The 25,648-nt window shown below is 68.4% G+C and carries 23 protein-coding genes and 2 tRNA genes; 4 read left to right on the forward strand and 21 right to left on the reverse strand.

The window, feature by feature from the left end:
* The 15 genes from nuoN to DFH01_RS21620 all read right to left on the reverse strand — a co-directional run bounded on the left by nuoN (position 1) and on the right by DFH01_RS21620 (position 14,662).
* Entirely contained in the window at positions 1–1,422 is a 1,422-nt protein-coding gene (gene nuoN / locus DFH01_RS21550; RefSeq protein WP_442899725.1) for an NADH-quinone oxidoreductase subunit NuoN, read from the reverse strand.
* A gap of 7 nt (positions 1,423–1,429) precedes the next feature.
* Positions 1,430–2,941, reverse strand: coding sequence for an NADH-quinone oxidoreductase subunit M (locus DFH01_RS21555; protein WP_109872576.1), 1,512 nt, complete (start codon positions 2,939–2,941; stop codon positions 1,430–1,432).
* Positions 2,938–4,851, reverse strand: coding sequence for an NADH-quinone oxidoreductase subunit L (gene nuoL / locus DFH01_RS21560; RefSeq protein ID WP_109872577.1), 1,914 nt, complete (start codon positions 4,849–4,851; stop codon positions 2,938–2,940). The genes DFH01_RS21555 and nuoL overlap by 4 nt, the downstream gene beginning before the upstream one ends.
* A gap of 3 nt (positions 4,852–4,854) precedes the next feature.
* A complete protein-coding gene (gene nuoK / locus DFH01_RS21565; protein ID WP_199231368.1) occupies positions 4,855–5,166 on the reverse strand; it encodes an NADH-quinone oxidoreductase subunit NuoK in 312 nt (103 codons plus the stop codon).
* Between the two features lies 1 nt (position 5,167).
* Entirely contained in the window at positions 5,168–5,875 is a 708-nt protein-coding gene (locus DFH01_RS21570) for an NADH-quinone oxidoreductase subunit J (protein ID WP_109872578.1), read from the reverse strand.
* Positions 5,872–6,363 carry an NADH-quinone oxidoreductase subunit NuoI gene (nuoI, locus tag DFH01_RS21575; RefSeq protein WP_109872579.1) on the reverse strand — a complete coding sequence of 164 codons (492 nt, stop codon included), beginning with the start codon at positions 6,361–6,363 and terminating at the stop codon, positions 5,872–5,874. Before nuoI ends, DFH01_RS21570 begins: the two co-directional genes overlap by 4 nt.
* 12 nt (positions 6,364–6,375) lie before the next feature.
* The gene (nuoH, locus tag DFH01_RS21580) at positions 6,376–7,395 is read right to left on the reverse strand and encodes an NADH-quinone oxidoreductase subunit NuoH (RefSeq protein WP_442899721.1); all 1,020 of its coding nucleotides are present in this window, start codon (positions 7,393–7,395) and stop codon (positions 6,376–6,378) included.
* A gap of 1 nt (position 7,396) precedes the next feature.
* The gene (gene nuoG, locus DFH01_RS21585) at positions 7,397–9,451 is read right to left on the reverse strand and encodes an NADH-quinone oxidoreductase subunit NuoG (protein WP_109872580.1); all 2,055 of its coding nucleotides are present in this window, start codon (positions 9,449–9,451) and stop codon (positions 7,397–7,399) included.
* Positions 9,452–9,457: 6 nt separating this feature from the next.
* Positions 9,458–10,762 carry an NADH-quinone oxidoreductase subunit NuoF gene (gene nuoF, locus DFH01_RS21590; protein ID WP_109872581.1) on the reverse strand — a complete coding sequence of 435 codons (1,305 nt, stop codon included), beginning with the start codon at positions 10,760–10,762 and terminating at the stop codon, positions 9,458–9,460.
* 4 nt (positions 10,763–10,766) lie between these two features.
* Positions 10,767–11,399 carry a complex I 24 kDa subunit family protein gene (locus DFH01_RS21595; protein ID WP_109872582.1) on the reverse strand — a complete coding sequence of 211 codons (633 nt, stop codon included), beginning with the start codon at positions 11,397–11,399 and terminating at the stop codon, positions 10,767–10,769.
* A complete protein-coding gene (locus DFH01_RS21600; protein WP_233256228.1) occupies positions 11,396–12,667 on the reverse strand; it encodes an NADH-quinone oxidoreductase subunit D in 1,272 nt (423 codons plus the stop codon). The genes DFH01_RS21595 and DFH01_RS21600 overlap by 4 nt, the downstream gene beginning before the upstream one ends.
* The gene (locus tag DFH01_RS21605) at positions 12,664–13,308 is read right to left on the reverse strand and encodes an NADH-quinone oxidoreductase subunit C (RefSeq protein ID WP_109872921.1); all 645 of its coding nucleotides are present in this window, start codon (positions 13,306–13,308) and stop codon (positions 12,664–12,666) included. Before DFH01_RS21605 ends, DFH01_RS21600 begins: the two co-directional genes overlap by 4 nt.
* A gap of 7 nt (positions 13,309–13,315) precedes the next feature.
* Positions 13,316–13,888 (reverse strand): NuoB/complex I 20 kDa subunit family protein, encoded by a 573-nt coding sequence (locus tag DFH01_RS21610; protein ID WP_109872583.1) that lies wholly within the window; start codon positions 13,886–13,888, stop codon positions 13,316–13,318.
* A gap of 67 nt (positions 13,889–13,955) precedes the next feature.
* On the reverse strand, positions 13,956–14,324 hold the full coding sequence (locus DFH01_RS21615) for an NADH-quinone oxidoreductase subunit A (RefSeq protein WP_109872584.1): 369 nt from the start codon (positions 14,322–14,324) through the stop codon (positions 13,956–13,958).
* Between the two features lie 261 nt (positions 14,325–14,585).
* Positions 14,586–14,662: transfer RNA gene (locus DFH01_RS21620), tRNA-Asp, on the reverse strand.
* Between the two features lie 196 nt (positions 14,663–14,858).
* Here DFH01_RS21620 and DFH01_RS21625 point away from each other — a divergent pair.
* Genes DFH01_RS21625 through DFH01_RS21640 form a run of 4 tightly spaced genes read left to right on the forward strand, consistent with a single transcriptional unit; the run spans position 14,859 to position 18,990 of the window.
* Positions 14,859–15,821: a tripartite tricarboxylate transporter substrate binding protein gene (locus DFH01_RS21625; protein ID WP_109872585.1), complete on the forward strand. Its 963-nt coding sequence runs from the start codon at positions 14,859–14,861 to the stop codon at positions 15,819–15,821.
* A 7-nt stretch (positions 15,822–15,828) separates the two neighbouring features.
* Positions 15,829–16,281, forward strand: coding sequence for a tripartite tricarboxylate transporter TctB family protein (locus DFH01_RS21630; RefSeq protein WP_109872586.1), 453 nt, complete (start codon positions 15,829–15,831; stop codon positions 16,279–16,281).
* Positions 16,282–16,285: 4 nt separating this feature from the next.
* Positions 16,286–17,773: a tripartite tricarboxylate transporter permease gene (locus DFH01_RS21635; RefSeq protein WP_199231338.1), complete on the forward strand. Its 1,488-nt coding sequence runs from the start codon at positions 16,286–16,288 to the stop codon at positions 17,771–17,773.
* Positions 17,774–17,781: 8 nt separating this feature from the next.
* A complete protein-coding gene (locus DFH01_RS21640) occupies positions 17,782–18,990 on the forward strand; it encodes a lactonase family protein (protein ID WP_109872588.1) in 1,209 nt (402 codons plus the stop codon).
* A 155-nt stretch (positions 18,991–19,145) separates the two neighbouring features.
* Here the strand turns inward: DFH01_RS21640 and DFH01_RS21645 are convergent.
* The 6 genes from DFH01_RS21645 to DFH01_RS29055 all read right to left on the reverse strand — a co-directional run bounded on the left by DFH01_RS21645 (position 19,146) and on the right by DFH01_RS29055 (position 25,638).
* A tRNA-Val gene (locus DFH01_RS21645) sits at positions 19,146–19,217 on the reverse strand.
* Between the two features lie 110 nt (positions 19,218–19,327).
* Positions 19,328–19,600, reverse strand: a complete 273-nt coding sequence (locus DFH01_RS21650) for an HU family DNA-binding protein (protein WP_109872589.1) — start codon at positions 19,598–19,600, stop codon at positions 19,328–19,330.
* Between the two features lie 281 nt (positions 19,601–19,881).
* Complete coding sequence (gene lon, locus DFH01_RS21655) at positions 19,882–22,308, reverse strand: endopeptidase La (protein WP_109872590.1); 2,427 nt, start codon at positions 22,306–22,308, stop codon at positions 19,882–19,884.
* A gap of 192 nt (positions 22,309–22,500) precedes the next feature.
* On the reverse strand, positions 22,501–23,757 hold the full coding sequence (gene clpX / locus DFH01_RS21660; RefSeq protein ID WP_109872591.1) for an ATP-dependent Clp protease ATP-binding subunit ClpX: 1,257 nt from the start codon (positions 23,755–23,757) through the stop codon (positions 22,501–22,503).
* A 187-nt stretch (positions 23,758–23,944) separates the two neighbouring features.
* Positions 23,945–24,589, reverse strand: a complete 645-nt coding sequence (locus DFH01_RS21665; protein WP_109872592.1) for an ATP-dependent Clp protease proteolytic subunit — start codon at positions 24,587–24,589, stop codon at positions 23,945–23,947.
* A 35-nt stretch (positions 24,590–24,624) separates the two neighbouring features.
* Positions 24,625–25,638, reverse strand: coding sequence for a helix-turn-helix transcriptional regulator (locus DFH01_RS29055; protein WP_158287854.1), 1,014 nt, complete (start codon positions 25,636–25,638; stop codon positions 24,625–24,627).
* Positions 25,639–25,648 lie beyond the last annotated feature (10 nt).

Raw genomic sequence — 25,648 nt, forward strand, 5'->3', positions numbered from 1 at the left:
TCAGCCGGCGAGCGAGGCGACGGCAACCTGCGCCGCGCCGATCAGCGCCGCGGGGAACAGGAAGAACAGCAGCGTGAGCAGCCCGGTGGAGGCCATCACCACCGTGAGGCTCGCCGGCCGCGCATCCAGCGCACCGTCCGGAGCTGCGTCGAAATACATCACCTTCACGATGCGCAGGTAGTAGTAGCTGGCGATCACGCTGGTGACGATGCCGATGACGGCGAGCGTCCAGAAGCCCCCCTGCACCGCCGCGAGGAAGACGTAGAGCTTGCCGAAGAAGCCGGCGAGCGGCGGGATGCCCGCCATCGAGAACATGAACACCGCCATCCACAGCGCCATCGCCGGATCGGTCTTCCCGAGGCCCGCCAGGTCCTCCACCTGCTCCAGCGCGCGGCCGCGGCGGCGCATGGCAATCAGCACGGCAAAGGTGCCGAGGTTCATCACCACATAGATCGCCATGTAGACCAGCACGCCGCGATAGCCGGTGTCGTTCGCGACCGCGAGGCCCATCAGCGCGTAGCCGACATGGCCGATGGAGCTGTAGGCCATCAGCCGCTTGATGTTGCGCTGCCCGATCGCCGCGAAGGCGCCGAGGATCATCGAGCCCGCCGAGCAGACCCAGATCACCTGCATCCACTGCGCGGACAGGTCGCCGAAGGGCCCGATCAGCACATGCATCAGAAGCGCGATGGCCGCGACCTTCGGCGCTGTGGCGAAGAAGGCCGTCACCGGCGTCGGCGCGCCTTCGTAGACATCGGGCGTCCACATGTGGAAGGGGACGGCCGACACCTTGAAGGCGAGCCCCGCCAGCACGAAGACCAGCCCGACGACCACGCCGGTGCCGACATCGTCGCCCGAGAGCGCATCCGCCAGCCGGTCGAAATTCGTCGTGCCCGCGAAGCCATATACCAGCGACGCGCCATAGAGCAGCAGACCGGAGGCGAGCGCGCCGAGCACGAAATACTTCAGTCCGGCTTCCGCGCTGCGCGGGTTGTCGCGGTCGAAGGCCGCGATGACATAGAGCGACAGCGACAGCAGCTCGAGCCCGATATAGAGCGACATCAGGTCGTTGGCCGAAACCATGACCATCATGCCGAGCGTCGCGAAGAGCATCAGCACCGGATACTCGAAGCGCCCGAGCCCCGCCTTCTCGTTGAAGTCGAGGGCGAGCAGCAGGCCGAGCGCCGCGCCGAGCAGGATCAGCACCTTGGCGAAGCGGGAGAAATTGTCCGCCACATACTGGCCGAGGAAGGCGGTGCCCTCCCCCTGGCCCAGCACCAGCACCGCGGCCAGGATCAGCGCGCCGATCACCGCCATGGAGACGGGGAAGAAGCTCTCCTTCTTCGGGATCACGCCACCCAGCAGGATGAACAGCCCGGAGACGCCGAGCACGATCTCCGGCAGGGCCAGGGTCCAGTTCAGCATGGCGTCACATCCCCGCCAGGCGCGCGGCGCCGAGCGCGGCTTCATGCCGCGCGATCAGGTTGGCCACGCTCGCCTCGAAGAAGCTCAGGAAGGAGGAGGGATAGACGCCCATCCACAGCGTCAGCAGGATCAGCGGCGCGAAGACCGCGTACTCGCGCGGGCTGAGATCGAGCAGGCTGCGCAGGTCGTCGCGCGTGATCCTGCCGAAGGCGACGCGGCGATACAGGTAGAGCATGTAGGCCGCGCCCAGGATCATGCCGAGCGCCGCGCCCAGCGCGACCCAGGGGTTCACCTTGAACGCGCCGACGATCACCAGCAGCTCGCCCGGGAAGCCCGCCGTGCCCGGCAGCGCGACGGAGGCCATGGTGAACAGCATGAAGATCAGCGCATAGGCCGGCATGATCTTCGCGACCCCGCCGTAGCGCGCAATCTCGCGCGAATGCACGCGGTCATACAGCACGCCGACGCAGAGGAAGAGCGCGCCGGAGACGACGCCGTGCGACAGCATGGTGAAGAGCGCGCCGGAAAGGCCCTGCTGCGTGAAGGTGAAGATGCCGAGCGTCACGATGCCCATATGGGCGACCGAGGAATAGGCGATCAGCTTCTTCATGTCCTCCTGCGCAAGCGCGACGAGGGAGGTATAGACCACCGCCACGACCGAGAGGCTGAAGATCAGCGGTGCGAAATCGGCGCTCGCCTGCGGCAGCATCGGCAGCGAGAAGCGGATGAAGCCGTAGGCGCCCATCTTCAGCAGCACGCCCGCCAGGATGACAGAGCCCGCCGTCGGCGCCTCCACATGCGCATCCGGCAGCCAGGTGTGCACCGGCCACATCGGCACCTTCACCGCGAAGGAGACGAAGAAGGCCAGGAACAGCCAGAACTGCATCGCCAGCGGGAAGGCGGTGGCCATCAGCGTCGGGATGTCCGTGGTGCCGGCGTGGTACCACACCGCCAGGATCGCCAGCAGCATCAGCAGGGAGCCCGCGAGCGTGTAGAGGAAGAACTTGAACGCGGCATACACGCGCCGCGCGCCGCCCCAGACGCCGATGATCAGGAACATCGGGATCAGCACGGCTTCGAAGAAGATGTAGAACACCACGAAGTCGAGTGCGCAGAACATGCCGACCATCATGCTCTCCAGCACGAGGAAGGCGACCATGTAATCCCGCACGCGGGTCTGCACGCTCTCCCACGACGCCAGGATGCAGATCGGCGTCAGCAGGGTGGAGAGCAGCACGAACAGCACCGAGATGCCGTCCACGCCCATGTGGTAGTTCACGCCGAATTCGGGCAGCCACGCCGCGCGCTCGACGAACTGGAAATCGGCCGTCGAGGGATCGAAGCGGAACCACAGGATCAAAGAGAGCGCAAAGGTGATCAGGCTGGTCCAAAGCGCGGTCCAGCGCGCGTTGCGCGCCACCACCGCCTCCTCGCCGCGCACCATCAGGATGATGAAGGCGCCCGCCAGCGGCAGGAAGGTGACCAGGCTGAGGATCGGGAAGCCGGCGGCGTTCATCGGGCACCGTAGAGCAGCAGGGAGACGAAGAGGACGAGGCCGATGATCATCGCGAAGGCGTAGTTCGCGACCCGCCCGGTCTGGATGCGCACCGCCCCGCGCGCCGCCTGCACCGCGAGATCCGCGGCGCCGTTCGGCACGCCGTCGATCAGCCGCGCATCACCGGTCTTCCAGAAGGCCCGCGCGAGATACTGAGCGGGCCGGACGAAGATGGCGTCGTAGAGCTCGTCGAAATACCACTTGTTGAGCAGGAAGCGGTAAAGCCCGTCGAAGCGCGCTGCGAGCTGGCCGGGAATGCCCGGCGCGAACATGTAAAGCGCATAGGCGAGCGCGATGCCGGCGAGACCGACCACCGTCGGCGCGAGCGGCACCCAGGCCGGCACCTCATGCGCGTCATGCAGCACGTGATTATGCGCGGCGGTGTAGATGGCGCCGTTCCAGAAGGGCTCCTGCTGGGCGCCCACGAAGAGCGGGTAGAACAGGAAGCCCGTCACCACCGCACCCGCCGCGAGCACAAGCAGCGGAATCAGCATCACCGGCGGGCTTTCGTGCACATGCTCCATCACGTGATGGTCCGCGCGCGGCGCGCCGTGGAAGGTCAGGATGATGAGCCGCCAGGAGTAGAAGGCCGTCAGGAAGGCGGCGAGCAGGCCCATGAGGAAGGCGTAGCTGCCGACGCCGCTATGCGCCGCATAGGCGACCTCCAGCACCATGTCCTTCGAGTAGTAGCCGGCGAAGAAGGGCACGCCGGCCAGCGCCAGGCTGCCGATCCACATCATCGCGTAGGTGATCGGGATCTTGCGCCAGATGCCGCCCATGCGGCGGATGTCCTGCTCGTCCGACATGGCGTGGATCACGCTGCCCGCGCCGAGGAACAGCAGCGCCTTGAAGAAGGCGTGCGTGAAGAGGTGGAAGATCGCCGCCTGGTACACGCCGACGCCGGCCGCGAAGAACATGTAGCCGAGCTGCGACATCGTGGAGTAGGCGATCACGCGCTTGATGTCGTTCTGCACGCAGCCGATGGTCGCCGCGACGAAGGCCGTCGTGGCGCCGACCACCGTGACGATGGCGAGGGCCAAAGGCGCGTATTCCATCACGGGTGACATGCGCGCCATCAGGAAGACGCCCGCGGTCACCATCGTCGCCGCATGGATCAGCGCGGAGACCGGCGTCGGGCCTTCCATCGCGTCCGGCAGCCAGGTGTGCAGGCCGAGCTGCGCCGACTTGCCGCAGGCGCCGAGGAAGAGCAGCACGCCGATCACCTCGAGCGCCGGCATGCCGAGGAAGGTGACGCCGCGCGCCGCCTCGACGCCCGCGAAGATCGCGGCGAACTCGACCGATTGGAAAGTCCAGAAGGTCAGCGCCAGGCCGAGCATGAAGAACAGGTCGCCGACGCGGTTGACGATGAAGGCCTTCATCGCCGCGCGGTTTGCGCTTTCCTTCTCGTACCAGTAGCCGATCAGCAGGTAGCTCGCGAGGCCCACGCCTTCCCAGCCGAAGAAGAGCTGCACGAGGTTGTCCGCCGTCACCAGCATCAGCATCATGAAGGTGAAGAGCGAGAGATAGGCGAAGAAGCGCGGCACCGTCGCGTCATGCGACATGTAGCCAACCGAGTAGATGTGGATCAGCGTGGAGATGAAGGTCACCATCGCCACCATCACCACGCTGAGCGTGTCGTAGCGCAGCGCCCAGGACACCTCGAAGCCGCCGACATCGATGAAGGTGACGATCGGCACCACGCCCGGCAGGCCGTTCAGCGCCACCTCGACGAAGGCGCCGAGGCCGCAAGCCGCGGCCAGCGCCATGCAGGCGACCGTGACCCACATGGACGCGCGGTCGCCGAGCCAGCGGCCGAAAAACCCCGCCAGGCACGCGCCGAGCAGCGGGAAGAAGATGGCGCCGACGTACATCGCCTAGCCCTTCAGGGTGGAGATTTCCTCCACCTCGATCGTGCCGCGGTTGCGGAAATAGATGACGACGATGGCCAGGCCGATCGCGGCCTCCGCGGCCGCGACGGTCAGGATCAGCATGGCGAAAACCTGCCCCGTCAGGTCGCCGAGCGTCGCCGAGAAGGCGACGAGGTTCAGCGTGACGGAGAGCAGGATCAGCTCGACGCTCATCAGGATGACGATGACGTTCTTCCGGTTGAGGAAGATGCCGAGCACGCCGAGGGTGAGCAGGATCGCACTGACCGTGAGGTAGTGCCCGAGGCCGACGGCCATCATCTCAGTGGTGTCCCCCATGGCCGTGGTCATGCCCATGGCCGGCATGCTCGACCTGCCTGGGCTTCTCGCCGGGCGGCGGCTCCACCGGCGGCCGCTCGATGCCGATCGCGCCGAGGCCCGCGCCGAGCGCCGGCTGGCGCAGGTTCACGCTGCCGCTGCGCGCCACCTGCTTCGCGATGTCCTGCCGCTTCGTGCTGGTCTTGCCGCGCAGCGTCAGCACGATCGCGCCGATCATGGCGACCAGCAGGATCAGGCCCGAGAGCTGGAAGAGCCAGACGAAGTCCGTGTAGAGGATCCGACCCAGCGCGCGGGTGTTGTCCACGCCCGCCGGCGCGGGGTTCAGCCGGAAGCCGGCGGCGTCCGAGGCGAACTGCCAGGTGCCGAAAACCAGCAGCAGCTCCAGCAGCAGGATCGCGCCGACCACGCCGCCGACCGGCGCGTAGCGCTGGAAGCCCTCCCGCAGCTTGGCGAAGTCCACGTCGAGCATCATCACGACGAACAGGAACAGCACCGCGACGGCGCCGACATAGACGATGACCAGGATCATCGCCAGGAACTCCGCGCCCGCCAGCAGGAACAGCGCCGCGGCGTTGAAGAAGGCGAGGATCAGGAACAGCACGCTATGCACGGGGTTGCGGCTGGTCACGACCATCACGGCCGCGGCGATCAGCACCGCGGCGAAGAGGTAGAAGGCGGCGGCGGCGATCATCGGTAGGGCGCGTCCAGCTCGAGCCGCTTGGCCAGCGCCGCTTCCCAGCGATCGCCGTTCTCCAGCAGGCGCTCCTTGTTGTAGAGCAGTTCCTCGCGCGTCTCGGTCGCGAACTCCATGTTCGGCCCCTCGACGATCGCGTCCACCGGGCAGGCTTCCTCGCACATACCGCAGTAGATGCACTTCACCATGTCGATGTCGTAGCGCGTGGTGCGACGGGACCCGTCCTCGCGCGGCTCGGCCTCGATGGTGATGGCCTGGGCAGGACAGATCGCCTCGCAGAGCTTGCAGGCGATGCAGCGCTCCTCGCCGTTCGGATAGCGGCGCAGCGCGTGCTCCCCCTTGAAGCGCGGCGAAAGCGGCGTCTTCTCGTACGGGTAGCGGATGGTCGCCTTGGGGCGGAAGAAGTAGCGCAGCGTCAGCGCCATGCCGGAGACGAGCTCCGCCAGCAGGAAGCTGCGCGCGACGCGGTCGAGGGTGATGGCCATGTGCGTCCCTCCTCAGACGGCGCCCGGCAGCCAGCCGAACAGCTTGAGGGCGGCGGCGGTGATGACCAGCCACACCAGGCTGAACGGCAGGAACACCTTCCAGCCGAGCCGCATGAGCTGGTCGTAGCGGTAGCGCGGGAAGGTCGCGCGCACCCAGATGAAGACGAAGAGGCAGAAGCAGATCTTGAACACGAACCACATCGGCCCGGGGATCCAGGTGAAGGGCGCGATGTCGAAGGGCGCGTACCAGCCACCCAGGAACAGGATGGTGATGAGCGCGCTCATCAGGATCATGTTCGCGTATTCGCCTAGGAAGAACAGCGCGAAGCTCATCGAGCTGTATTCGACGAAGAAGCCCGCGACGAGCTCGCTCTCGCCCTCCGGCAGGTCGAAGGGGGCGCGGTTCGTCTCGGCCAGCGCCGAGATGAACATGATCACGAACATCGGAAACAGCGGGATGATGAACCACATGTCCGCCTGCGCGCGGACGATCTCGGTCAGGTTCAGCGATCCGACGCAGAGCAGCACGGTGACGATCACGAAGCCCATCGAGACCTCGTAGGACACCATCTGCGCCGCCGAGCGCAGCGCGCCGAGGAAGGCGTATTTCGAGTTCGACGCCCAGCCCGCGATGATGATGCCGTAGACGCCGAGCGAGCTGATCGCGAACAGGTACAGGATGCCCACGTTGATGTCGGCGATCGCCCAGCCGTCATTCACCGGGATCACCGCCCAGGCCAGCATCGCCAGCATGAAGGTGATCATCGGCGCCAGGATGAACAGCACGCGGCTGGCCCCGGCGGGGATGATCGTCTCCTTCATCAGCATCTTGATCGCATCGGCGAAGGGCTGCAGCAGGCCGAAGGGGCCGACCACGTTCGGGCCCTTGCGCAATTGCATCGCTGCCAGGACCTTGCGCTCGGCCCAGGTGAGATAGGCGACGCCGATCAGCAGCGGCACCAGCAGCGCCATCGCCTGCGCGACGGTCAGCGCCAGCACGCCGACGGGGGTTGCGAGGAAGGCTTCCATCACGTCACTCCGCCGCGAGCGCCGGCGCTTCGCCATAGACGCGCGCGCATTCCGCCATGACGTCGGAGGCGCGCGCGATCTGGTCGGCCAGGTGGTAATGCGTGATCGCCGGCGCGAAGGGCGCGTCCGACATCTCCGCTGCGTTCCCCGCAGGGCCGGCCGTGTCCTCGCAGCCGCGCGGCGCGAAGCCTTCGCCGAGCTGCGGCGCGGCCTGCACCATGCGCGCGCGCAGCTGGTCCAGCGTGTCGAAGGGCAGGCGCACGCCGAGCAGCTCCGCGGCTGCGCGGACGATCCGCCAATCCTCTCGCGCCTCGCCCGGCGCATGCACCGAAAGCCACGCGCGCTGCGCGCGGCCCTCGGTGTTGACGTAGGTCGCGTCCTTCTCGGTGTAGGCGGCGCCAGGCAGGATCAGGCCGGCGCGCGAGGCCGCGCGGTCGCCGTGATGGCCCTGGTAGATCACGAAGGTCTCCGCGCCGATCGCCGCCGGATCGAAGCCGTCCGCGCCGAGCAGCCACAGCACGTCCACGCCGCCGCCGAGCATGCCGCCGAGCGTCTTGCCGCCGGCGCCCGGCAGGAAGCCGAGCTCCAGCGCGCCAACCTGGCCGCCGAAGAGGTGCAGCAGATTGAAGCCGTGCCAGTCCGGCCGCAGCGCATTCGCCGCCGCCGCCACCTGCCACGCCGCTGCCAGCACGTGCAGCCCGTCCGGCCGCGCCAGCGCGCCGCGGCCGACGATCACCATCGGGTTCTTCGCGGCCTTCAGCACGTCCATGAAGGGGTGCGAGCCGTCGAGCAGCGCGCGCAGCGCCGCCGGGCCCTCGCCCAAATGATGGTGCGGATAGGTCAGGTCCACGCCCGCCGGGCCGATGCGCCCGATCGGGAACTTGCCCAGCACGTGGCGCTTGCGGATGCGCGCATTGATCACCGGCGCTTCCTTGCGCGGGTCGCTGCCGATGATGAGCAGCGCATCCGCCTGGTCGATGCCGGCGATGGTCGTGTTGAACAGGAAGAAGTCGCGCCGTGTCGCGTCGATTGCGGCGCCGTCGGTGCGGCAGTCCAGGTTGCGCGAGCCGAGCGCGGTCATCAGCGCCTTCAGCGCGAAGACGCTCTCCGCATCCGCAAGCTCGCCCGCCACCGCGCCGATGCGGTCCGGCGTGGTCGCGCGGATGCGCTCGGCGATGGCGCGGAACGCCTCCGCCCAGCTCGCCGGGCGCAGCTTGCCGTCCACGCGCAGCCAGGGCTGGTCGAGCCGCTTGCGCTTCAGCCCGTCGAAGGAGAAGCGGCCGCGATCGGCCATCCACTCCTCGTTCACGTCGTCATTGATGCGCGGCAGGATGCGCAGCACTTCCGGTCCGCGATTGTCGATGCGGATGTTGGTGCCGGTCGCGTCCTGCACGTCGATGCTGTCGGTCTTGCGCAGCTCCCACGGCCGGCTGACGAAGGCGTATGGACGGCTGGTCAGCGCGCCGACCGGGCAGATGTCGATCAGGTTGCCGCTGAGCTCGGTGGTCAGCGCCTTCTCGACATAGGTCCCGATCTCCATGTTCTCGCCGCGATTCGTCGCGCCGAGTTCCGGCACGCCGGCAACCTCGGACGCGAAGCGGACGCAGCGCGTGCACTGGATGCAGCGCGTCATGATCGTCTTGATCAGCGGGCCGACGTATTTGTCCTTCACCGCCCGCTTCGGTTCCTTGTAGCGGGAATGGTCCATGCCGTAGCCGACCGCCTGGTCCTGCAGGTCGCACTCGCCGCCCTGGTCGCAGATCGGGCAGTCGAGCGGATGGTTGATCAGCAGGAATTCCATCACGCCGCGGCGCGCATTGCGAACCATCGGGCTGTCGGTCTTCACCACCATCCCGTCCGCGACCGGATAGGCGCAGGAGGCGACGGGCTTCGGCGCCTTCTCCACCTCCACCAGGCACATGCGGCAGTTGCCGGCGACGCTCAGCCGCTCATGGTAGCAGAAGCGCGGGATCTCCTTCCCCGCGGCTTCGCAGGCCTGCAGCACCGTGGCCCCGTTCGGGACCTCCACCTCGATGCCGTCGACGATGACCTTCGCCATGGCGCGTTACTCCGCCGCCATCGGAAGAGGCTTCGCGTGCCGCCGCTTGTACTCGGCGATGCGCTCCTCCATCACCGGGCGGTAGTGCCGGATCAGCCCCTGCACCGGCCAAACGCCGCCATCGGCCAGCGCGCAGATCGTGTGGCCCTCGATGCGGCGCGTGACTTCTTCCAGGAGGTCGATCTCCTCCACTTCCGCGCGGCCTTCCACCATCCGCTCCATCATGCGGCTGACCCATCCCATGCCTTCGCGGCAGGGCGTGCACTGGCCGCAGCTCTCATGCTTGTAGAACTTCGACAGGCGCGCGATGGCTCGGACGATGTCGGTGGACTTGTCCATCACGATCACGCCCGCGGTGCCGAGGCCCGACTTGTGCTCGCGCAGCGCGTCGAAATCCATCAGCACGTCGTCGCAGATGTGCTTCGGCAGCAGCGGCGTCGAAGAACCGCCAGGGATCACGCAGAGCAGGTTGTCCCAGCCGCCGCGCACGCCGCCGGCGTGGCGTTCGATGAGCTCCCGCATCGGGATGCTCATCTCCTCCTCGACGTTGCAGGGCTTGTTCACATGGCCCTGGATGCAGAAGATCTTGGTGCCGGAGTTCTTCGGACGTCCGAACTGCGCGAACCACGCGCCGCCGCGGCGCAGGATGGTCGGCACCACCGCGATGGTCTCGACGTTGTTCACCGTGGTCGGCGCGCCATACAGCCCGACGGCGGCGGGGAATGGCGGCTTCAGCCGCGGCATGCCCTTCTTGCCCTCGAGGCTCTCGATCAGCGCGGTCTCTTCGCCGCAGATATACGCGCCGGCGCCGCGATGGACATACAGGTCGAAATCCCAGCCCGAGCCGCAAGCGTTCTTGCCGAGCAGCCCCGCCGCATAGGCTTCCTCGATCGCGGCCTCCAGCACGACGCTCTCGTTGTAGTACTCGCCGCGGATGTAGATGTAGCCGGCATGCGCGCCCATCGCGAAGCCAGCGATCAGGCAGCCCTCGATCAGCGTGTGCGGATCATGGCGGATGATGTCGCGGTCCTTGCAGGTGCCCGGCTCGGATTCGTCGGCGTTCACCACCAGGTAGTGCGGCCGTTCGCTCGCCTGCTTCGGCATGAAGGACCACTTCATGCCGGTCGGGAAGCCCGCGCCGCCGCGGCCGCGCAGGCCGGAATTCTTCACCTCCTCGATGATCGCATCCCGCCCGCGTTCCAGGATGGCCTTGGTGCCGTCCCAGTTGCCGCGGCGCTGCGCGGCGGGCAGGCGCCAGTCCTGCACGCCGTAGAGGTTCGTGAAGATGCGGTCCTTGTCGGAGAGTGCCATCGCGTTATTCCCCCGGCACGTCTGTCAGCGTCAGCGGCCCGCCTTCCGGCGCGCTGGTCTGCCGCCCGATCGTCGAACCCGGCTTCGGCCGCTCGCCGCGCTTCAGCGCGTCGAGCAGCGCGACCGTGCGGTCGTAGTCCAGGTCCTCGTAGTAGTCGTCATCCACCTGCAGCACCGGCGCATTCACGCAGGCGCCGAGACATTCCACCTCGGTCAGCGTGAACAGCCCGTCCTCGCTGGTGTCGCCATAGCCCTTCAGGTGCCCGGCATCCTTGCAGGCGCGCAGCACGTCGTCCGATCCGCGCAGCATGCAGGGCGTCGTGCCGCAGACCTGCAGGTGGAAGCGCCCGATCGGGCGGGTGTTGAACATGAAGTAGAAGGTCGCGACCTCGTAGACGCGGATCGGCGGCATGCCGAGCCGCGCCGCGATCGCATCCATCGCCGCGCGCGGCACCCAGGCGCTGCCGGATTGCCGCCCCATCTGCTTCTGCGCGACATAGAGCAGCGGGATCACCGCGCTCGCCTGGCGCCCCACCGGGTAGCGCGCGACGATCCGCTCGATCTGCGCGTTGCTCTGCTCGTCGAAGGCGAACTGCGTCGGCTCCGCGTGGTCGCCCTCTGCCCCTGCGGCACTCACCGGTCGATCTCCCCGAAGACGATGTCGAGGCTGCCGATGATGGAGACGGCGTCCGCCAGCATGTGCCCCTTGGAAAGCGCCTCCATCGCCTGGAGATGCGCATAGCCCGGCGCGCGGATCTTCACGCGATACGGGCGGTTGGTGCCGTCGGCCACCATGTAGACGCCGAACTCGCCCTTCGGCGCCTCGGTCACCGTGTAGGTCGCGCCCTCGGGCACGTGATAGCCCTCGGTGTAGAGCTTGAAGTGGTGGATCAGGCTTTCCATCGAGCGCTTCATGTCGGCGCGCGAGGGCGGCGCGATCTTGTTGTCCGGCACCTTCACCCGGCCGGGCTTCATCCGCTCCAGGCACTGATGCACGATCCGCAGGCTCTGCCGCATCTCCTGCATGCGCACCAGGTAGCGGTCGTAGCAGTCGCCATGCACGCCGACCGGCACCTCGAAGTCGAGCTGCCCGTACATCTCGTAGGGCTGCGACTTCCGCAGGTCCCAGGCGCAGCCGGAGGCGCGCAGGCAGGGCCCACTGAAGCCCCAGGCCATCGCCTGCTCGGCGGTCATCACGCCGATGTCCACGGTGCGCTGCTTGAAGATGCGGTTCTCCGTCAGCAGCCCCTCGAGTTCGTCGAGGAACTTCGGAAACTGCGCGGCCCAGGTCGCGATGCGGTCCTCGAGGCCAGGCGGCAGGTCCTTGTGCACCCCGCCGGCGCGGAAATAGTTGACGTGGTAGTGGCTGCCACCAACCGCCTCGTAGAACTCGATCAGGTGCTCGCGCTGCTCGAAGCCCCAGAGGCTGGGCGTGATGGCGCCGACATCGAGCGCATAGGTCGTGATGTTCAGCAGGTGGTTCGCGATGCGCGTCAGCTCCGCGAACATCGTGCGGATCCAGCGCGCGCGCTCCGGCACCTGGTCCTCGATTCCGAGCAGCTTCTCCACCGCCAGCACCCAGCTGTGCTCCATGCACATGGGCGAGACGTAGTCGAGGCGATCCATGTACGGCATCGCCTGCAGATACGTCTTGTACTCCATCAGCTTCTCGGTGCCGCGATGCAGCAGGCCGATATGCGGATCGGCGCGCTCCACCACCTCGCCCTTCATCTCGAGGATGAGGCGCAGCACGCCGTGCGCCGCCGGGTGCTGCGGGCCGAAATTGATGTGATGCGAGTCGACCTCGATGGTGCGCCTCGCATTCGTCTCGCCGGTGAAGGCCGCCGGATCGGCGGAAGCCGCGAGCGGCCCGCCCCCGGACGCCATGGCGGAGCTGCCGCTCATCGCGCGCCTCCCGAATTGTCTTCTATCTGGCCGCGCGCCTCGCGCGTCAGATGCACCTTCTCGTCGCCCGGCAGCGTGGTCATCGCCTCCCACGGCGAGAGAAAGTCGAAGTTGCGGAAATCCTGAGTCAGCGAGACCGGCTCGTAGACCACCTGCTTGCGCGTCTCGTCGTAGCGGACCTCGACATGGCCGGTCAGCGGGAAGTCCTTGCGCAGCGGATGTCCCTCGAAGCCGTAGTCGGTCAGCAGGCGGCGCAGGTCGGTCTGGCCCTCGAAGACGATGCCGTACATGTCCCAGGCCTCGCGCTCGTACCAGGTGGCGGCGGGCCACATCTCCATCAGGCTCGGCACCGGCGTGTTCTCGTCGGTCGCGACGATCACGCGGATCCGGCGGTTATGCGTGAGGCTGAGCAGATTGTAGACCACCTCGAAGCGCTCCGCGCGCTCGGGGAAGTCCACGCCGCAGAGGTCCATCAGCTGCTCGAAGGCCAGGCGCGGATCGTCGCGCAGCAGCGCCATCACCGGCAGCAGCCCCTGCCGCGTCACGCGCAGCACCAGCTCCTGCCCGCGCTCCACGAAGGCTTCCTGCACGGCGGGCCCGGCGGCCTCGGCGATGGCGGCGCCGAGATCGGCCAGCGACATCTGCTGCTCAGCCACGGAGGATGGTTCCCGTCCGGCGGATCTTCTTCTGCAGCTGCAGGATGCCATAGACCAGCGCTTCCGCCGTCGGCGGGCAGCCGGGCACGTAGACATCCACCGGCACGATGCGGTCGCAGCCGCGCACCACGCTGTAGGAATAGTGGTAGTAGCCGCCGCCATTGGCGCAGCTGCCCATGCTGATCACCCAGCGCGGCTCGCTCATCTGGTCGTAGACCTTGCGCAGCGCGGGGGCCATCTTGTTGGTCAGCGTGCCGGCCACGATCATCACGTCGGACTGGCGCGGCGATCCGCGCGGGATGATGCCGAAGCGATCGAGGTCGTAGCGCGCCATGTAGGCGTGGATCATCGGCACGGCGCAGCAGGCCAGCCCGAAGGTCATCGGCCAGAGGCTGCCCGTGCGGGCCCAGTTCACCACCTTGTCCAGGTTGGCGACCACGAAGCCCTTCTCTTCCATCTCGCCGGTGATGCCCTTGATCACCGCGTCCTGCGCGGGGCCGGGGGGCAGAGCCTCCCTGTTCCACGCGATTGCACCGTCCTGCGGCGCAGCAGTCGTACCACTCATTCCGTTCTCCCTGGCGCCCGCCGCGCCCGAGGTCAGGAAGCGCCCTTCGGCGTCGTTCCCGGCACAATCATTCCCAGTCCAGCGCGCCCTTCCGCCACTCGTAGACGAAGCCGACGGTAAGCACGCCGAGGAAGCCCATCATGGAGAGGAAGCCGAACCAGCCGATCTCGCCGAGCGCCACCGCCCAGGGGAACAGGAAGGCGACTTCCAGGTCGAAGATGATGAAGAGGATCGCGACAAGGTAGAAGCGCACGTCGAAGCGCCGGCGCGTGTCGTCGAAGGGCTCGAAGCCGCATTCATAGGCCGAGAGCTTTTCCGGATTCGGCTTCTGCCGGGCGACCAGCATCGCGCCGCCCACCATCGCCGAGGCAATGGCCGCGGCGATGCCGAGGAAGACCAGGATCGGAAAATACTCGGCCAGCATCTGCTGGGTCATGTGCGCCTGCTCTTGAGCCTTGCCTTGCCTCGCCCGGGATCTTCGCGTCCCGCGGCGCGCCACGCTGCGCCAAGGGGGGACGTCCCACGCTCCCGCAGGGTCCCCGCCATGCCGCACCGCAGCGAGGCGGACATTACCCGCGGCTGCGGCGCTCCGCCATAGGGGGCGGGACTTACGAAAGGGACAGGGTTGAGATGCGCGCGCAGGCCCGGAACGTCCAGGGCACGGCGGCGAATCGGCTTGTGAGGGGTTTGCGCCGCGTGGCGCGAGTGACGGGGCTCGAACCCGCGACCTCCGGCGTGACAGGCCGGCGCTCTAACCGACTGAGCTACACCCGCATAACGCGACAGGCCGCGGGGAATAGGGGGGGCCGGCGGGGGTGTCAAGCGCGCCCGCGCACGCCTCGTGCCCTGCCGCCACATTCACGAGGTTCCCTGGTCGGAGTGATCACGAATAAAGCGTTGACGCGTCTCCGCGCCGAGACTCTGATCCTCGTCACAGGCCCGCCAACAGGGCCGCGGAGGAGACGTCGTCATGCAGCCCACCCGCCGTAGCGCCCTGGCCCTGGGCCTCGGAACCCTTGCCCTGCCCGGCCTCGCCCGCGCCCAGGGTTGGCAGCCCACGCGGGATGTCGAGTTCGTCATCCCCTTCGGCGTCGGCGGCGGCGCCGACCTGATGGCGCGGGTGATCCAGAAGATCATCACCGATGAGCGCCTGGTCCCGGTGGCGGTCAACCCGGTGAACCGCCCGGGGGGCGGCGGCGCCGTGGGCATGGCCTATGTCGCCGCCAGCCGCAGGACGGACCCGAACACCATCGTCGCCATCAACGGCACCACCCAGATCACCCCGATCATGGTGCCGAACGCCCGCACCCTGACCCTGGTGCGGCCGATCGCCAATGTCATGCTGGACGACTTCCTGCTGTTTGTCCGGGCCGACAGCCCGCACCAGACCGCCGCCGCCTTCGCCGCCGCCGCCAAGGCGGCCCCGGCCCGCAGCGTGAATTTCGGCACCGGCGGCACCACCGACCAGATGGCCGTCACCGTCTTCGGCCGCGCCATCGGGGCCGAGCTCAACATGGTCAACTTCAACTCGGGCGGCGAGGCGCTGACCGCCCTGCTCGGCGGCCATGTCCAGGCGGTGATCGGAAACCCGCTGGAATTCATGGGCCAGTTGCAGGCCCGCGCGGTGCGGGCGATCGGCGTGTTCCGCGACACCCGCTTCGCCGACCTGCCCGACGTGCCGACCATGAAGGAGCAGGGCATCGCCGCCGAGAACTTCCAGATGTGGCGCGGCATCGCCGTACCGGGCGGCGTCAACGACGCGGCAGCCGCCTACTGGACCGAGGTGATGCGCAAGGTCGTCGCGACCGAGGCCTGGAAGCGCTACCTGAAGGAGAACGTGGCCAGCGAGGCGCCGATGTTCGGCGCGGAGTTCACCGCCTTCCTCGAACGGCAGGAGAAGCTTTACCGCGAGCTGCTCGGCCGGCCGGCCTGATCCGGTGATGCGCCGCGTCTCCTGGGGCGATCTCGGCCTTTCGGCCGGGTTCGCCGCGATGGGTCTCGTCTGGATCGCCGGCGCCCGCGAGATGCCGATGTGGGAGCGGGAGACGCCCGGCCCGGGCTGGCTGCCGCTCGCATTCGGGGTGCTGCTGGTCGGTCTGTCGGCCGCGGCGGCGCTGCAGGCGCTGATCTGGCCGGCCGCGGCGCCGGAGGGCGGCGGCAGCGTGCGCAAGCCGCTGCTGGTGCTTGGCGCCACCCTCGCCGCGGTGCTGGGGCTCGAGCTGATCGGCTTCCTGCCCGCGGTCTTCCTGATGCTGCTGGTGCTGTTCGTGCTGGCCGAGCGGAAGGCGCTGCTGCCCTCGCTGCTGGCGGCCCTCGGCGTCTCCGCCGCGCTGCACCTGATCTTCGTCACCTGGCTCGGCGTGCCGTTGCCCGCCGGCCCCTTCGGCGGCTGAGCGCGTGGACGCATTCACCCAGTTGATGGCGGGCTTCGCCGCGGCGCTCACGCCCGGCCATGTCGCGATGTGCTTCCTCGGCGTGCTGCTCGGCCAGGTGGTCGGCGTGCTGCCGGGAATCGGTCCCTCCGCGGCGATCGCGCTGCTGCTGCCGATCACCTTCGGGCTGGAGCCGACCGCGGCCCTGATCCTCTTCGCCGGCATCTACTACGGCAGCCAGTACGGCGGCACGCTGACCTCGGTGCTGATCTCGGTGCCCGGCGAATCCTCCACCGTGATGACCAGCATCGACGGCTACCAGATGGCGCTGCAGGGCCGTGCCGGCGCGGCACTCGGCATCGCGGCCATCGGCAGCTTCATCGCCGGCACCCTCGGCACCATCGGCCTGATGCTGATCGCCCCGCCGCTGGCCAAGATGGCGCTGGCCTTCGGCCCGCCCGAGTATTTTTCCCTCGTCGTCCTCGGGCTTGTCGCGTTGGCGGCCGTGGGCAGTTCGGTGCTGAAGGGGCTGGTCGCCGGCGTCGCGGGCCTCGCCCTCGGCACCATGGGGATCGACCCGCAGGTCGGCACCGCGCGCTACGATTTCGGCCAGATCTGGCTGCTGGACGGCATCGAGTTCATCGTCCTGACCGTCGCCCTGTTCGGCCTGGGCGAGGTCCTCTCGGGCTGCGCCGACGCCGCGGCGCGGCCGGTTGCCAAAGTCAAGGACGTGCTGCCGACGCGGGAGGACTGGCAGCGCTCGAAATGGCCGATCGCGCGCGGCTCGGTCATCGGCTTCGTCATCGGCGTGCTGCCCGCCACCGGCGCCACCATCGCGAGCTTCGTCGCCTACATCGTGGAAAAGAAGCTCGCCCGCGACCCGTCCCGCTTCGGTAAGGGCGCGATCGAGGGCGTGGCCGGACCCGAGGCCTCGAACAACGCCGCGGCCTCCGGCGCGCTGGTCCCGATGCTCTCGCTCGGCGTGCCCGGCTCCGGCACCACGGCCGTGATCCTCGGCGCACTGATCATGTTCGGCGTGCGGCCGGGGCCGGAGATGTTCACCACCAATGCCAGCCTGGTCTGGGCGCTGATCGCCTCCATGCTGATCGGCAACCTGATCCTGCTGGTGATGAACCTGCCCCTCGCGGGTCTGTTCGCCCGGCTCCTGAGCGTGCCCTATTCCTGGCTTTATCCGCCGATCATCGCGCTCTGCATCGCGGGCGTGTATTCCCAAGCCAACAGCATCGAGGATTGCTGGCTTCTGGTCGGCTTCGGCCTGGTGGGCTGGATGATGCGCCGGCACGACTGGCCGATGGCGCCGATGGTGCTGGGCCTCGTGCTCTCACCACTGTTCGAGACCGCGATGCGCCAGTCGCTGACGCTGAGCCTCGGCGATCCCGCCATCTTCGTCGCGCGCCCGCTGTCGGCCGGGCTGCTGGCCTGCGCGGCGCTGGCCCTGCTGGTGCCGCTGGCCGCACTCGCCTGGCAGCGCCGCCCATCCTCCGTCCGATAGAGAGATCCATGCACAGGGGCACGCTGATCGTCGCCAGCGGGCGATGGGACAACACCGTCGCGGCGATTGACGCCGCGATGGCGCGCGATCCGGCGCATGACGGCACCGACCGCGCCGTGCTCTCGCGGCCCCGCGCGACGCCGGACGTGGGCGGCGCGCCGGCCTCGGGCCAGCCGGTCAATGTGCTGGTGCCGCCCGACGGGCCGCATGCCTATGTCGTCTGCCATTCGGGCCGCGCCTCGGCCGCGGCGGCGGGCGCCTATCAGCACGGCCATCCGGGCACGGTGACACTGCTCGATCTCGCCGCGCTCCGCGACCCGGGCAACGACGGCACCACCGGCGCCATCGCCGGCATCCTGGAGACCGGCACCGCCGGCCCGGTCGGCCAGGCGCTGACGCCGGACGGGCGGCACCTGCTGGTCGGCTCCGCCGAGGCACCGGAGGCCGAGGATGGCGGCGTCGAGGTCACCGCGTTCGATCGTGCCAGCCTCTCGGTCGCCGCGCGCATCCGGCTGCGCGACGGCGGCGGGGCGCCGGTGCGCGATTCGCCCGATCCCCGTTTCGGCCGCTTCCCCAACCCGAACGGCATCGCCTGCAGCCCGCTCGGCACCGGCTGGCTGTTGACCGCGAATGGCGGCACCGACGACGTCTCGATCATCGACCTCACCGCCGCGCTCGCCGGCGATCCGGGGGCAGAGGTGGCGCGGGTGCCGGTGCAGTCCGGCGGCTTCGGCATCAGCGTCTCGCCCGACGGCCGGCTGGCGGCAGTCGCGGCGCGGGAGAGCATGCGCACCGGCGCCTTCGGCAACACGGTCAGCCTGATCGACATCGCCGCAAGGCAGGAGGTGGCGCGCATCCGGGTCGGCACCGATGACGCCCGGCAGGGCACGCGGCCCTTCGTGGCCGCCTTCACGCCGGACGGGCGGCACCTGGTGGTGTCCTGCTTCGCCTCCAACACGCTCTCCCTGGTGGAGGTCGCGGCGGCGCGGGAGGTGGAGCGCCTGGTGCTGGAAGACCCAACGGGCGGCCCGGCGCAGCCCCGCGGCATCGCCATCAACGGCGCCGAGGGCTGGATCGCCGTGACGGGCGGCAAGAAGCGCGGGCCGCGGAGCTCGGTGCTGTGGATGCTCGACCTCGCGCGATTCGCGGTGACCTCGCGCGTCACGGGGATCGGGAACGAGACCTATCTGCTGGGCGTGCTGCCGGCGGGGCGGTGACAAGGATCCCCTCCCCCGCTGTTGGGGGACTTTTCCTTGACGCGTAGCGCAACGGGTATCGCGGGTGGCTGACCGCGCCGCGACGCGTGCGCGTCGCGGGTCGCTTCTCTACCCCTCCGGCGGATTTTTCCTTCGGCCACAGGCCGAAGGAAAAATGGGCGCTGACGGATTCGAACCGCCGACCAACGGTGTGTAAAACCGCCGCTCTACCACTGAGCTAAGCGCCCGGCGCTGCCCTACGCCGCCGCGCCGCGCTCGCCAAGTCCCACCCCGAATCGAAAGGGCCGCACCTTGCGGCGCGGCCCCCGACCCCTGCCGGCTCGAACCCGGCGGAAACTCAGTTCACGGCGTCCTTCAGGCCCTTGCCGGCCTTGAAGCGCACGCTCGTCGAGGCGGGGATCTTGATCTCCTCGCCGGTGCGCGGGTTGCGGCCCTTGCCGGCCTTCCGCTTCGACGTCGAGAAGGTGCCGAAGCCCACCAGGCGGACTTCCTGCTTCTTCTTCAGCGACTTCGTGATCGCCTCGAACACCGCGTCCAGAATGTCGCCGGCCTTCGCCTTGGACAGGTCGCCCGCCTCGGCGACCACCGCCACCAGATCCTGCTTGTTCATCTCGAACCCCCCTAAGGTTCCCTGCATCACCTGCAACCGGGCGGCCGACTCGCGTCCGCCACTGCCGCGACACTAGGCTCGCTGTTTCGAGAGCGTCAACTTACGGTGCCCGATTCGCGGCGGAAATCCGCCATTTCCGCGCGGGGTGCGGCGCGCACCCCACAGCAGGGGCGGGATTGCGCGAGTCGCTCGCCGCAGGCCAAGGCAGAAGCTTGCAAAATCAAAAGGGGCGCCCGCCTCGCGGCGGACGCCCCTCTTGCGCTAGGTCGCGGTCCGGCCCGTCAGTGCGGCCGGACCGTGCTGCCGTCGCCCGTGCCCGCCGCGGCCGGCGGCGCCTCCGGCGGCTCTTCCCAGGTGATCGGCTCCGGAGCACGCACCAGCGCCTTGCCGATCACCTCGTCCACATGGCTGACCGGGACGATCGTCAACGCCTTCTTCACGTTGTCCGGGATCTCGGCCAGATCCTTCTCATTGTCCTTCGGGATGAAGACCGTGGTGGTGCCGGTGCGCAGCGCCGCCAGCAGCTTCTCCTTCAGGCCGCCGATCGGCAGCACGCGGCCGCGCAGCGTGATCTCGCCGGTCATGGCGACATCCCTGCGCACCGGGATGCCGGTCAGCACGGACACGATCGAGGTCGCCATCGCGATGCCGGCCGAGGGACCGTCCTTGGGCGTCGCGCCTTCCGGCACGTGCACATGGATGTCCCGCTTCTCGAACAGCGTCGGCTTCAGGCCGAAGGTCGTGGCGCGCGAGCGCACGTAGCTCATCGCCGCGCTGACGCTCTCCTGCATGACGTCGCCGAGCTTGCCGGTCTGCTTCACGTTGCCCTTGCCGGGCACCATGACGCTCTCGATGGTCAGGATCTCGCCGCCGACTTCCGTCCAGGCGAGGCCCGTCACGACGCCCACCATGTCCTCCGCCTCGGCCTCGCCGTAGCGGAATTTCCGCACGCCGGCGAACTTGTCGAGGTTCTTGACGGTGACCGCCACCTTCTTCGACTTCTTCGAGACGATCTCCCGAACGGCCTTGCGGGCGATGCCGGCGAGCTCGCGCTCGAGGTTGCGCACGCCGGCTTCCCGCGTGTGGTAGCGCACCATGTCGCGGATCGCATCGTCGCTGATCGTCCACTCGCCCTTCTTGAGCCCGTTGGCCTCGCTGACCTTGGGCAGCAGGTGGCGCTTGGCGATCTCGACCTTCTCATCCTCGGTGTAGCCGGGGATGCGGATGATCTCCATGCGGTCGAGCAGCGGCTGCGGCATGCGCAGGCTGTTCGCCGTCGTGATGAACATCACGTCCGACAGGTCGTAGTCCACCTCGAGGTAGTGGTCGTTGAAGGTGCCGTTCTGCTCGGGGTCCAGCACCTCCAGCAGCGCGGCGGAGGGATCGCCCCGCCAGTCGGCGCCGAGCTTGTCGATCTCGTCCAGTAGGAAGAGCGGGTTGGAGGACTTCGCCTTCTTCATGCCCTGGATCACCTTGCCGGGCATGGAGCCGATATAGGTCCGCCGGTGGCCGCGCACCTCGGCCTCGTCGCGCACGCCGCCGAGCGACATGCGCACGAAGTTGCGGCCCGTCGCCTTGGCGATGGACTTGCCGAGCGAGGTCTTGCCGACGCCGGGCGGTCCCACCAGGCACAGGATCGGCCCGCGAATCTTCTGGCTGCGCGACTGCACCGCCAGATACTCGATGATCCGTTCCTTGACCTTCTCAAGCCCGTAGTGGTCGGCGTCGAGCACCTTCTCCGCCGCGACGATATCGTTGCGGATGCGGGTCTTCTTCTTCCACGGGATGGAGAGCATCCAGTCGAGGTAGTTGCGCACCACCGTCGCCTCGGCGGACATCGGCGACATGGTCTTGAGCTTCTTCAGCTCCGCCATCGCCTTCTCGCGCGCTTCCTTCGACAGCTTGGTGGCCTTGATCTTGGCCTCGAGCTCGGCGGCCTCGTCCTTGCCTTCCTCGCCTTCGCCCAGCTCCTTCTGGATCGCCTTGAGCTGCTCGTTCAGGTAGTACTCGCGCTGCGTCTTCTCCATCTGCCGCTTCACGCGGTTGCGGATGCGCTTCTCCACCTGAAGCACGCCGATCTCGCCCTCCATATGGGCGAAGACACGCTCCAGCCGCGGCGCGACGCCGGCGGTCTCCAGCAGCTCCTGCTTCTCGGCGATCTTGAGGTTCAGGTGAGACGCGACCGTGTCGGCAAGCTTCGACGCGTCCTCGATCTGGTTGATCGAGACCAGCACCTCCGGCGCGATCTTCTTGTTGAGCTTGATGTAGCTCTCGAACTGCGTGACGACGCTGCGGGCCAGCGCCTCCGTCTCGCGCCCCTCGCCGCCCTTCTCCTCCTCGATCGGGCCCGCAAAGGCCTCGAAATAGGGGTCGGTGGACTTGTAGGCGGCAATCTTCGCGCGGCGGCCGCCCTCGACCAGCACCTTCACCGTGCCGTCCGGCAGCTTCAGCAGCTGCAGCACGGTGGAGACGGTGCCGACCTTGTAGAGGTCGTCCACGCCGGGGTCGTCCTGCGCGGCGTTCTTCTGCGCCACCAGCAGGATCTGCTTGTCGTCGCGCATCACCGCTTCCAGGGCGCGCACGGACTTCTCGCGTCCCACGAAGAGGGGGACGATCATATGCGGGAACACCACGATGTCGCGCAGCGGCAGAACGGGAAGCTGCTCGCCGCGGCCGACTGTGGTGGGGGTTTCGGGCGTATCCGCCATCAGGACCTCGCTAGGGACGATCGGCGCGGAGCCGCCCAGGGGAAGCCGTATCGGTGGCTCCCCATGTCGCGGCACGGCCCCGGCGCCACGGGATTGTCATTGCAGATGGCCCCCCGGGGACCCCGCCGCAAGCACCGGCCGAGAGATTGGCCGCGGGCGGGCCGGCACCCCTGGGAAGCCCGGGCATGCGGCTCAGGCGGAGGACTGCTCCGCCTTGCGCTCGCCATAGATGAAGAGCGGGCTGGCCCGGCCTTCCGCGACCTCGCGGTTGACCACCACCTCCTCCACGTCCTCGAGCCCCGGCAGGTCGAACATCGTGCCAAGCAGGATGTTCTCCATGATGGAGCGCAGGCCGCGGGCACCGGTGCGGCGCTGGATCGCGCGGGTGGCGACCGAGCGCATCGCGTCCTCGGTGAAGGTGAGCTTCGCCCCCTCCATCTCGAACAGGCGCTGGTACTGCTTGACCAGGGCGTTCTTCGGCTTGGTCAGGATTTCGATGAGTGCCTTCTCGTCGAGATCCTCAAGGGTTGCCACCACGGGCAGGCGCCCGATGAATTCCGGGATCAGGCCGAACTTCAGCAGGTCCTCGGGCTCCACCTCGCGCAGGATCGCGCCCGTGCGGCGGTCGTCGGGGGAGCGGACCTCGGCGCCGAAGCCGATGCCCGAGCCCTTGCCGCGCGCCCCGATGATCTTCTCGAGGCCCGCGAAGGCGCCGCCGCAGATGAACAGGATGTTCGTGGTGTCCACCTGCAGGAATTCCTGCTGCGGGTGCTTGCGCCCGCCCTGGGGCGGAACGGAGGCGACCGTGCCCTCCATGATCTTCAGCAGCGCCTGCTGCACGCCCTCGCCGGAGACGTCCCGCGTGATCGAGGGGTTGTCCGACTTGCGGCTGATCTTGTCGACCTCGTCGATGTAGACGATGCCGCGCTGGGCGCGCTCCACGTTGTAGTCGGCGGCCTGCAGCAGCTTGAGGATGATGTTCTCCACATCCTCGCCCACGTAGCCGGCCTCGGTCAGCGTGGTCGCGTCCGCCATCGTGAAGGGCACGTCGAGGATGCGCGCGAGCGTCTGGGCCAGCAGCGTCTTGCCCGAGCCGGTCGGCCCGATGAGCATGATGTTGCTCTTCGCGATCTCGACGTCGCCCGACTTCCCGCTATGGGCGAGCCGCTTGTAGTGATTGTGGACGGCGACGGAGAGCACGCGTTTCGCGTGATCCTGGCCGATCACGTAGTCGTCCAGGACCTTGCAGATCTCCTTCGGCGTCGGGACGCCGTCGCGGGACTTCACGAGGTGCGTCTTGTGCTCCTCGCGGATGATGTCCATGCACAGCTCGACGCATTCGTCGCAGATGAACACGGTGGGCCCGGCGATGAGCTTCCGGACCTCGTGCTGCGACTTCCCGCAGAACGAGCAGTACAGGGTGTTCTTCGAGTCGCCGGACTTGCTCATGCGCGCTCCAGAGCCCTCACCCCCCGGCAGGAGGGGTCGGCATCACACTGCCCCCGCCTCCTGGCGGGGCGGATGGCCAAAGGGGACCATAGACCCCGGCCGAGGCCAGGGAAAGCACTACAAAGTGCGGAGAGGAAGGCCCGGGGCGGGGTGTGGCACCGCCGCCCGGCCGGGCCGGACCGGCCTCTCAGCCCTTCGCCGCCTCCGACGGCGGCATCGGGCGCTGCTCCACCACCTCGTCCACCAGGCCGAACTCCTTGGCCTCCAGGGCGGTCATGTAGGTGTCGCGCTCCATCTTGGCCTCGATCTCCGAGAGGGGCTGGCCCGTGTGATGGACATAGATCCGGTTCAGCCGCTCCCGCGTCTTCAGGATCTCGCGCGCCTGGATGGCGATGTCGCTGGCCTGGCCCTGGGCGCCGCCAGAGGGCTGGTGGATCATCACCTGGCTGTTCGGCAGCGCGAAGCGCTTGCCCTTGGCGCCGGCCGTGAGCAACAGACTGCCGGCGGATGCCGCCATGCCGATGCAGACCGTGCTCACCGGGCTGCGGATGTATTGCATCGTGTCGTACATCGCGAGACCGGCCGTCACCACGCCGCCCGGGCTGTTGATGTAGAAGGCGATGTCCTTGTTCGGGTTCTCGCTTTCCAGGAACAGGAGCTGGGCGGAAACCAGGGAGGCGACCTGGTCGAAGATCGGCCCGGTCAGGAAGATGATCCGCTCCTTGAGCAGGCGCGAATAGATGTCGAAGGCGCGCTCGCCACGGGCGGTCTGCTCGACGACCATGGGAACGAGGGTGTTGTTGTAGACCTCGACGGGGTCGCGATCACGCATGGGTCGTCCTTTCGCGCCAGCAGCGGGGCGCAGTGTCAGCGGGTCGTCTTAATGTGGGCAGAATAGGGCGGCGCGCAAACCCCCGGCACGAAACTGGAACGGCCGGGGCGGTTGGCCAGGGTTGCCGACGGGGTTTCGCCGAACATCCGGCGGTAGGCCAGCGAGAAGCGGCCGAAATGCCAGAAGCCCGCATCCAGGGCGATCTGCTTGACCAGCACCGGCCCCTCCGGCTCGCGCAGCCGGCTGCGCGCCAGGTTCAGCCGCCGGGTCAGCAGGTATTGCTGCAGCGTGACGCCATAGACGGACCGGAAGGCGGCGTTGAGGGCACGCGGCCCGACATCGAGCGCCGCACAGACCGACTGCGTGTAGACCGGCCCTTCGAGGGCAGCCTCCAGATACTCGACGGCCGACCCGACCAGGCGCAGCTGCCGGCGCCCGGCCCGGACATCGTCGGCGGCAGGCGCGCCGGCCAGCCCTTCGACCAACGCCCCCATCACCTGTTCCGTCACGGCGGCGCCCACGGCCCTGCGTTCCAGCCGCGCCGGATCGGCGCGCGCGGCGAGGGCAAGGTCGCGGGCGAGCGCGGCCAGCGCGGGCGTCCGGTGGAGGAGGTCGGGCACATGGCCGACCTGCCCCGCGCCAGGCGCCGCGACGCCGTCGAGCATCGCCGCGACCGGATCGCTGGACAGCGTCAGCATCGCCCATTGCTGGCCCTTCGCGACCTGCGCGTGCAACTCCGCCCCGGGACCGAACAGCACCGCACCGGCGCTGCCGATATGCAGGCCGTTGATCCGCGACCGTCCCGGCACGGCGCCAAGGTCGAAGAAGACCGCCCAGCGGTCCCGGTGTACCGTGGCGCGGGCGAGATAGCTGTTGTCCACCGCATTGGCGTGCACGCGAACGGGCCCGAATTCGGCCAGGGTCAGCCGCAGGCGCAGCGCTCCCGCGCCGAGCTGCATGTTCTCCGCCTCCCCGTCCTGCATCGCGGCGCTGAACGCGCCCAGGTCGGTGAACTCCGCGGAGAGGATGCGCGGCACGGCGGGGTGCATGACCGTCCTT

The sequence above is a fragment of the Falsiroseomonas bella genome, from assembly GCF_003173615.1.
GTDB lineage: Bacteria > Pseudomonadota > Alphaproteobacteria > Acetobacterales > Acetobacteraceae > Falsiroseomonas > Falsiroseomonas bella.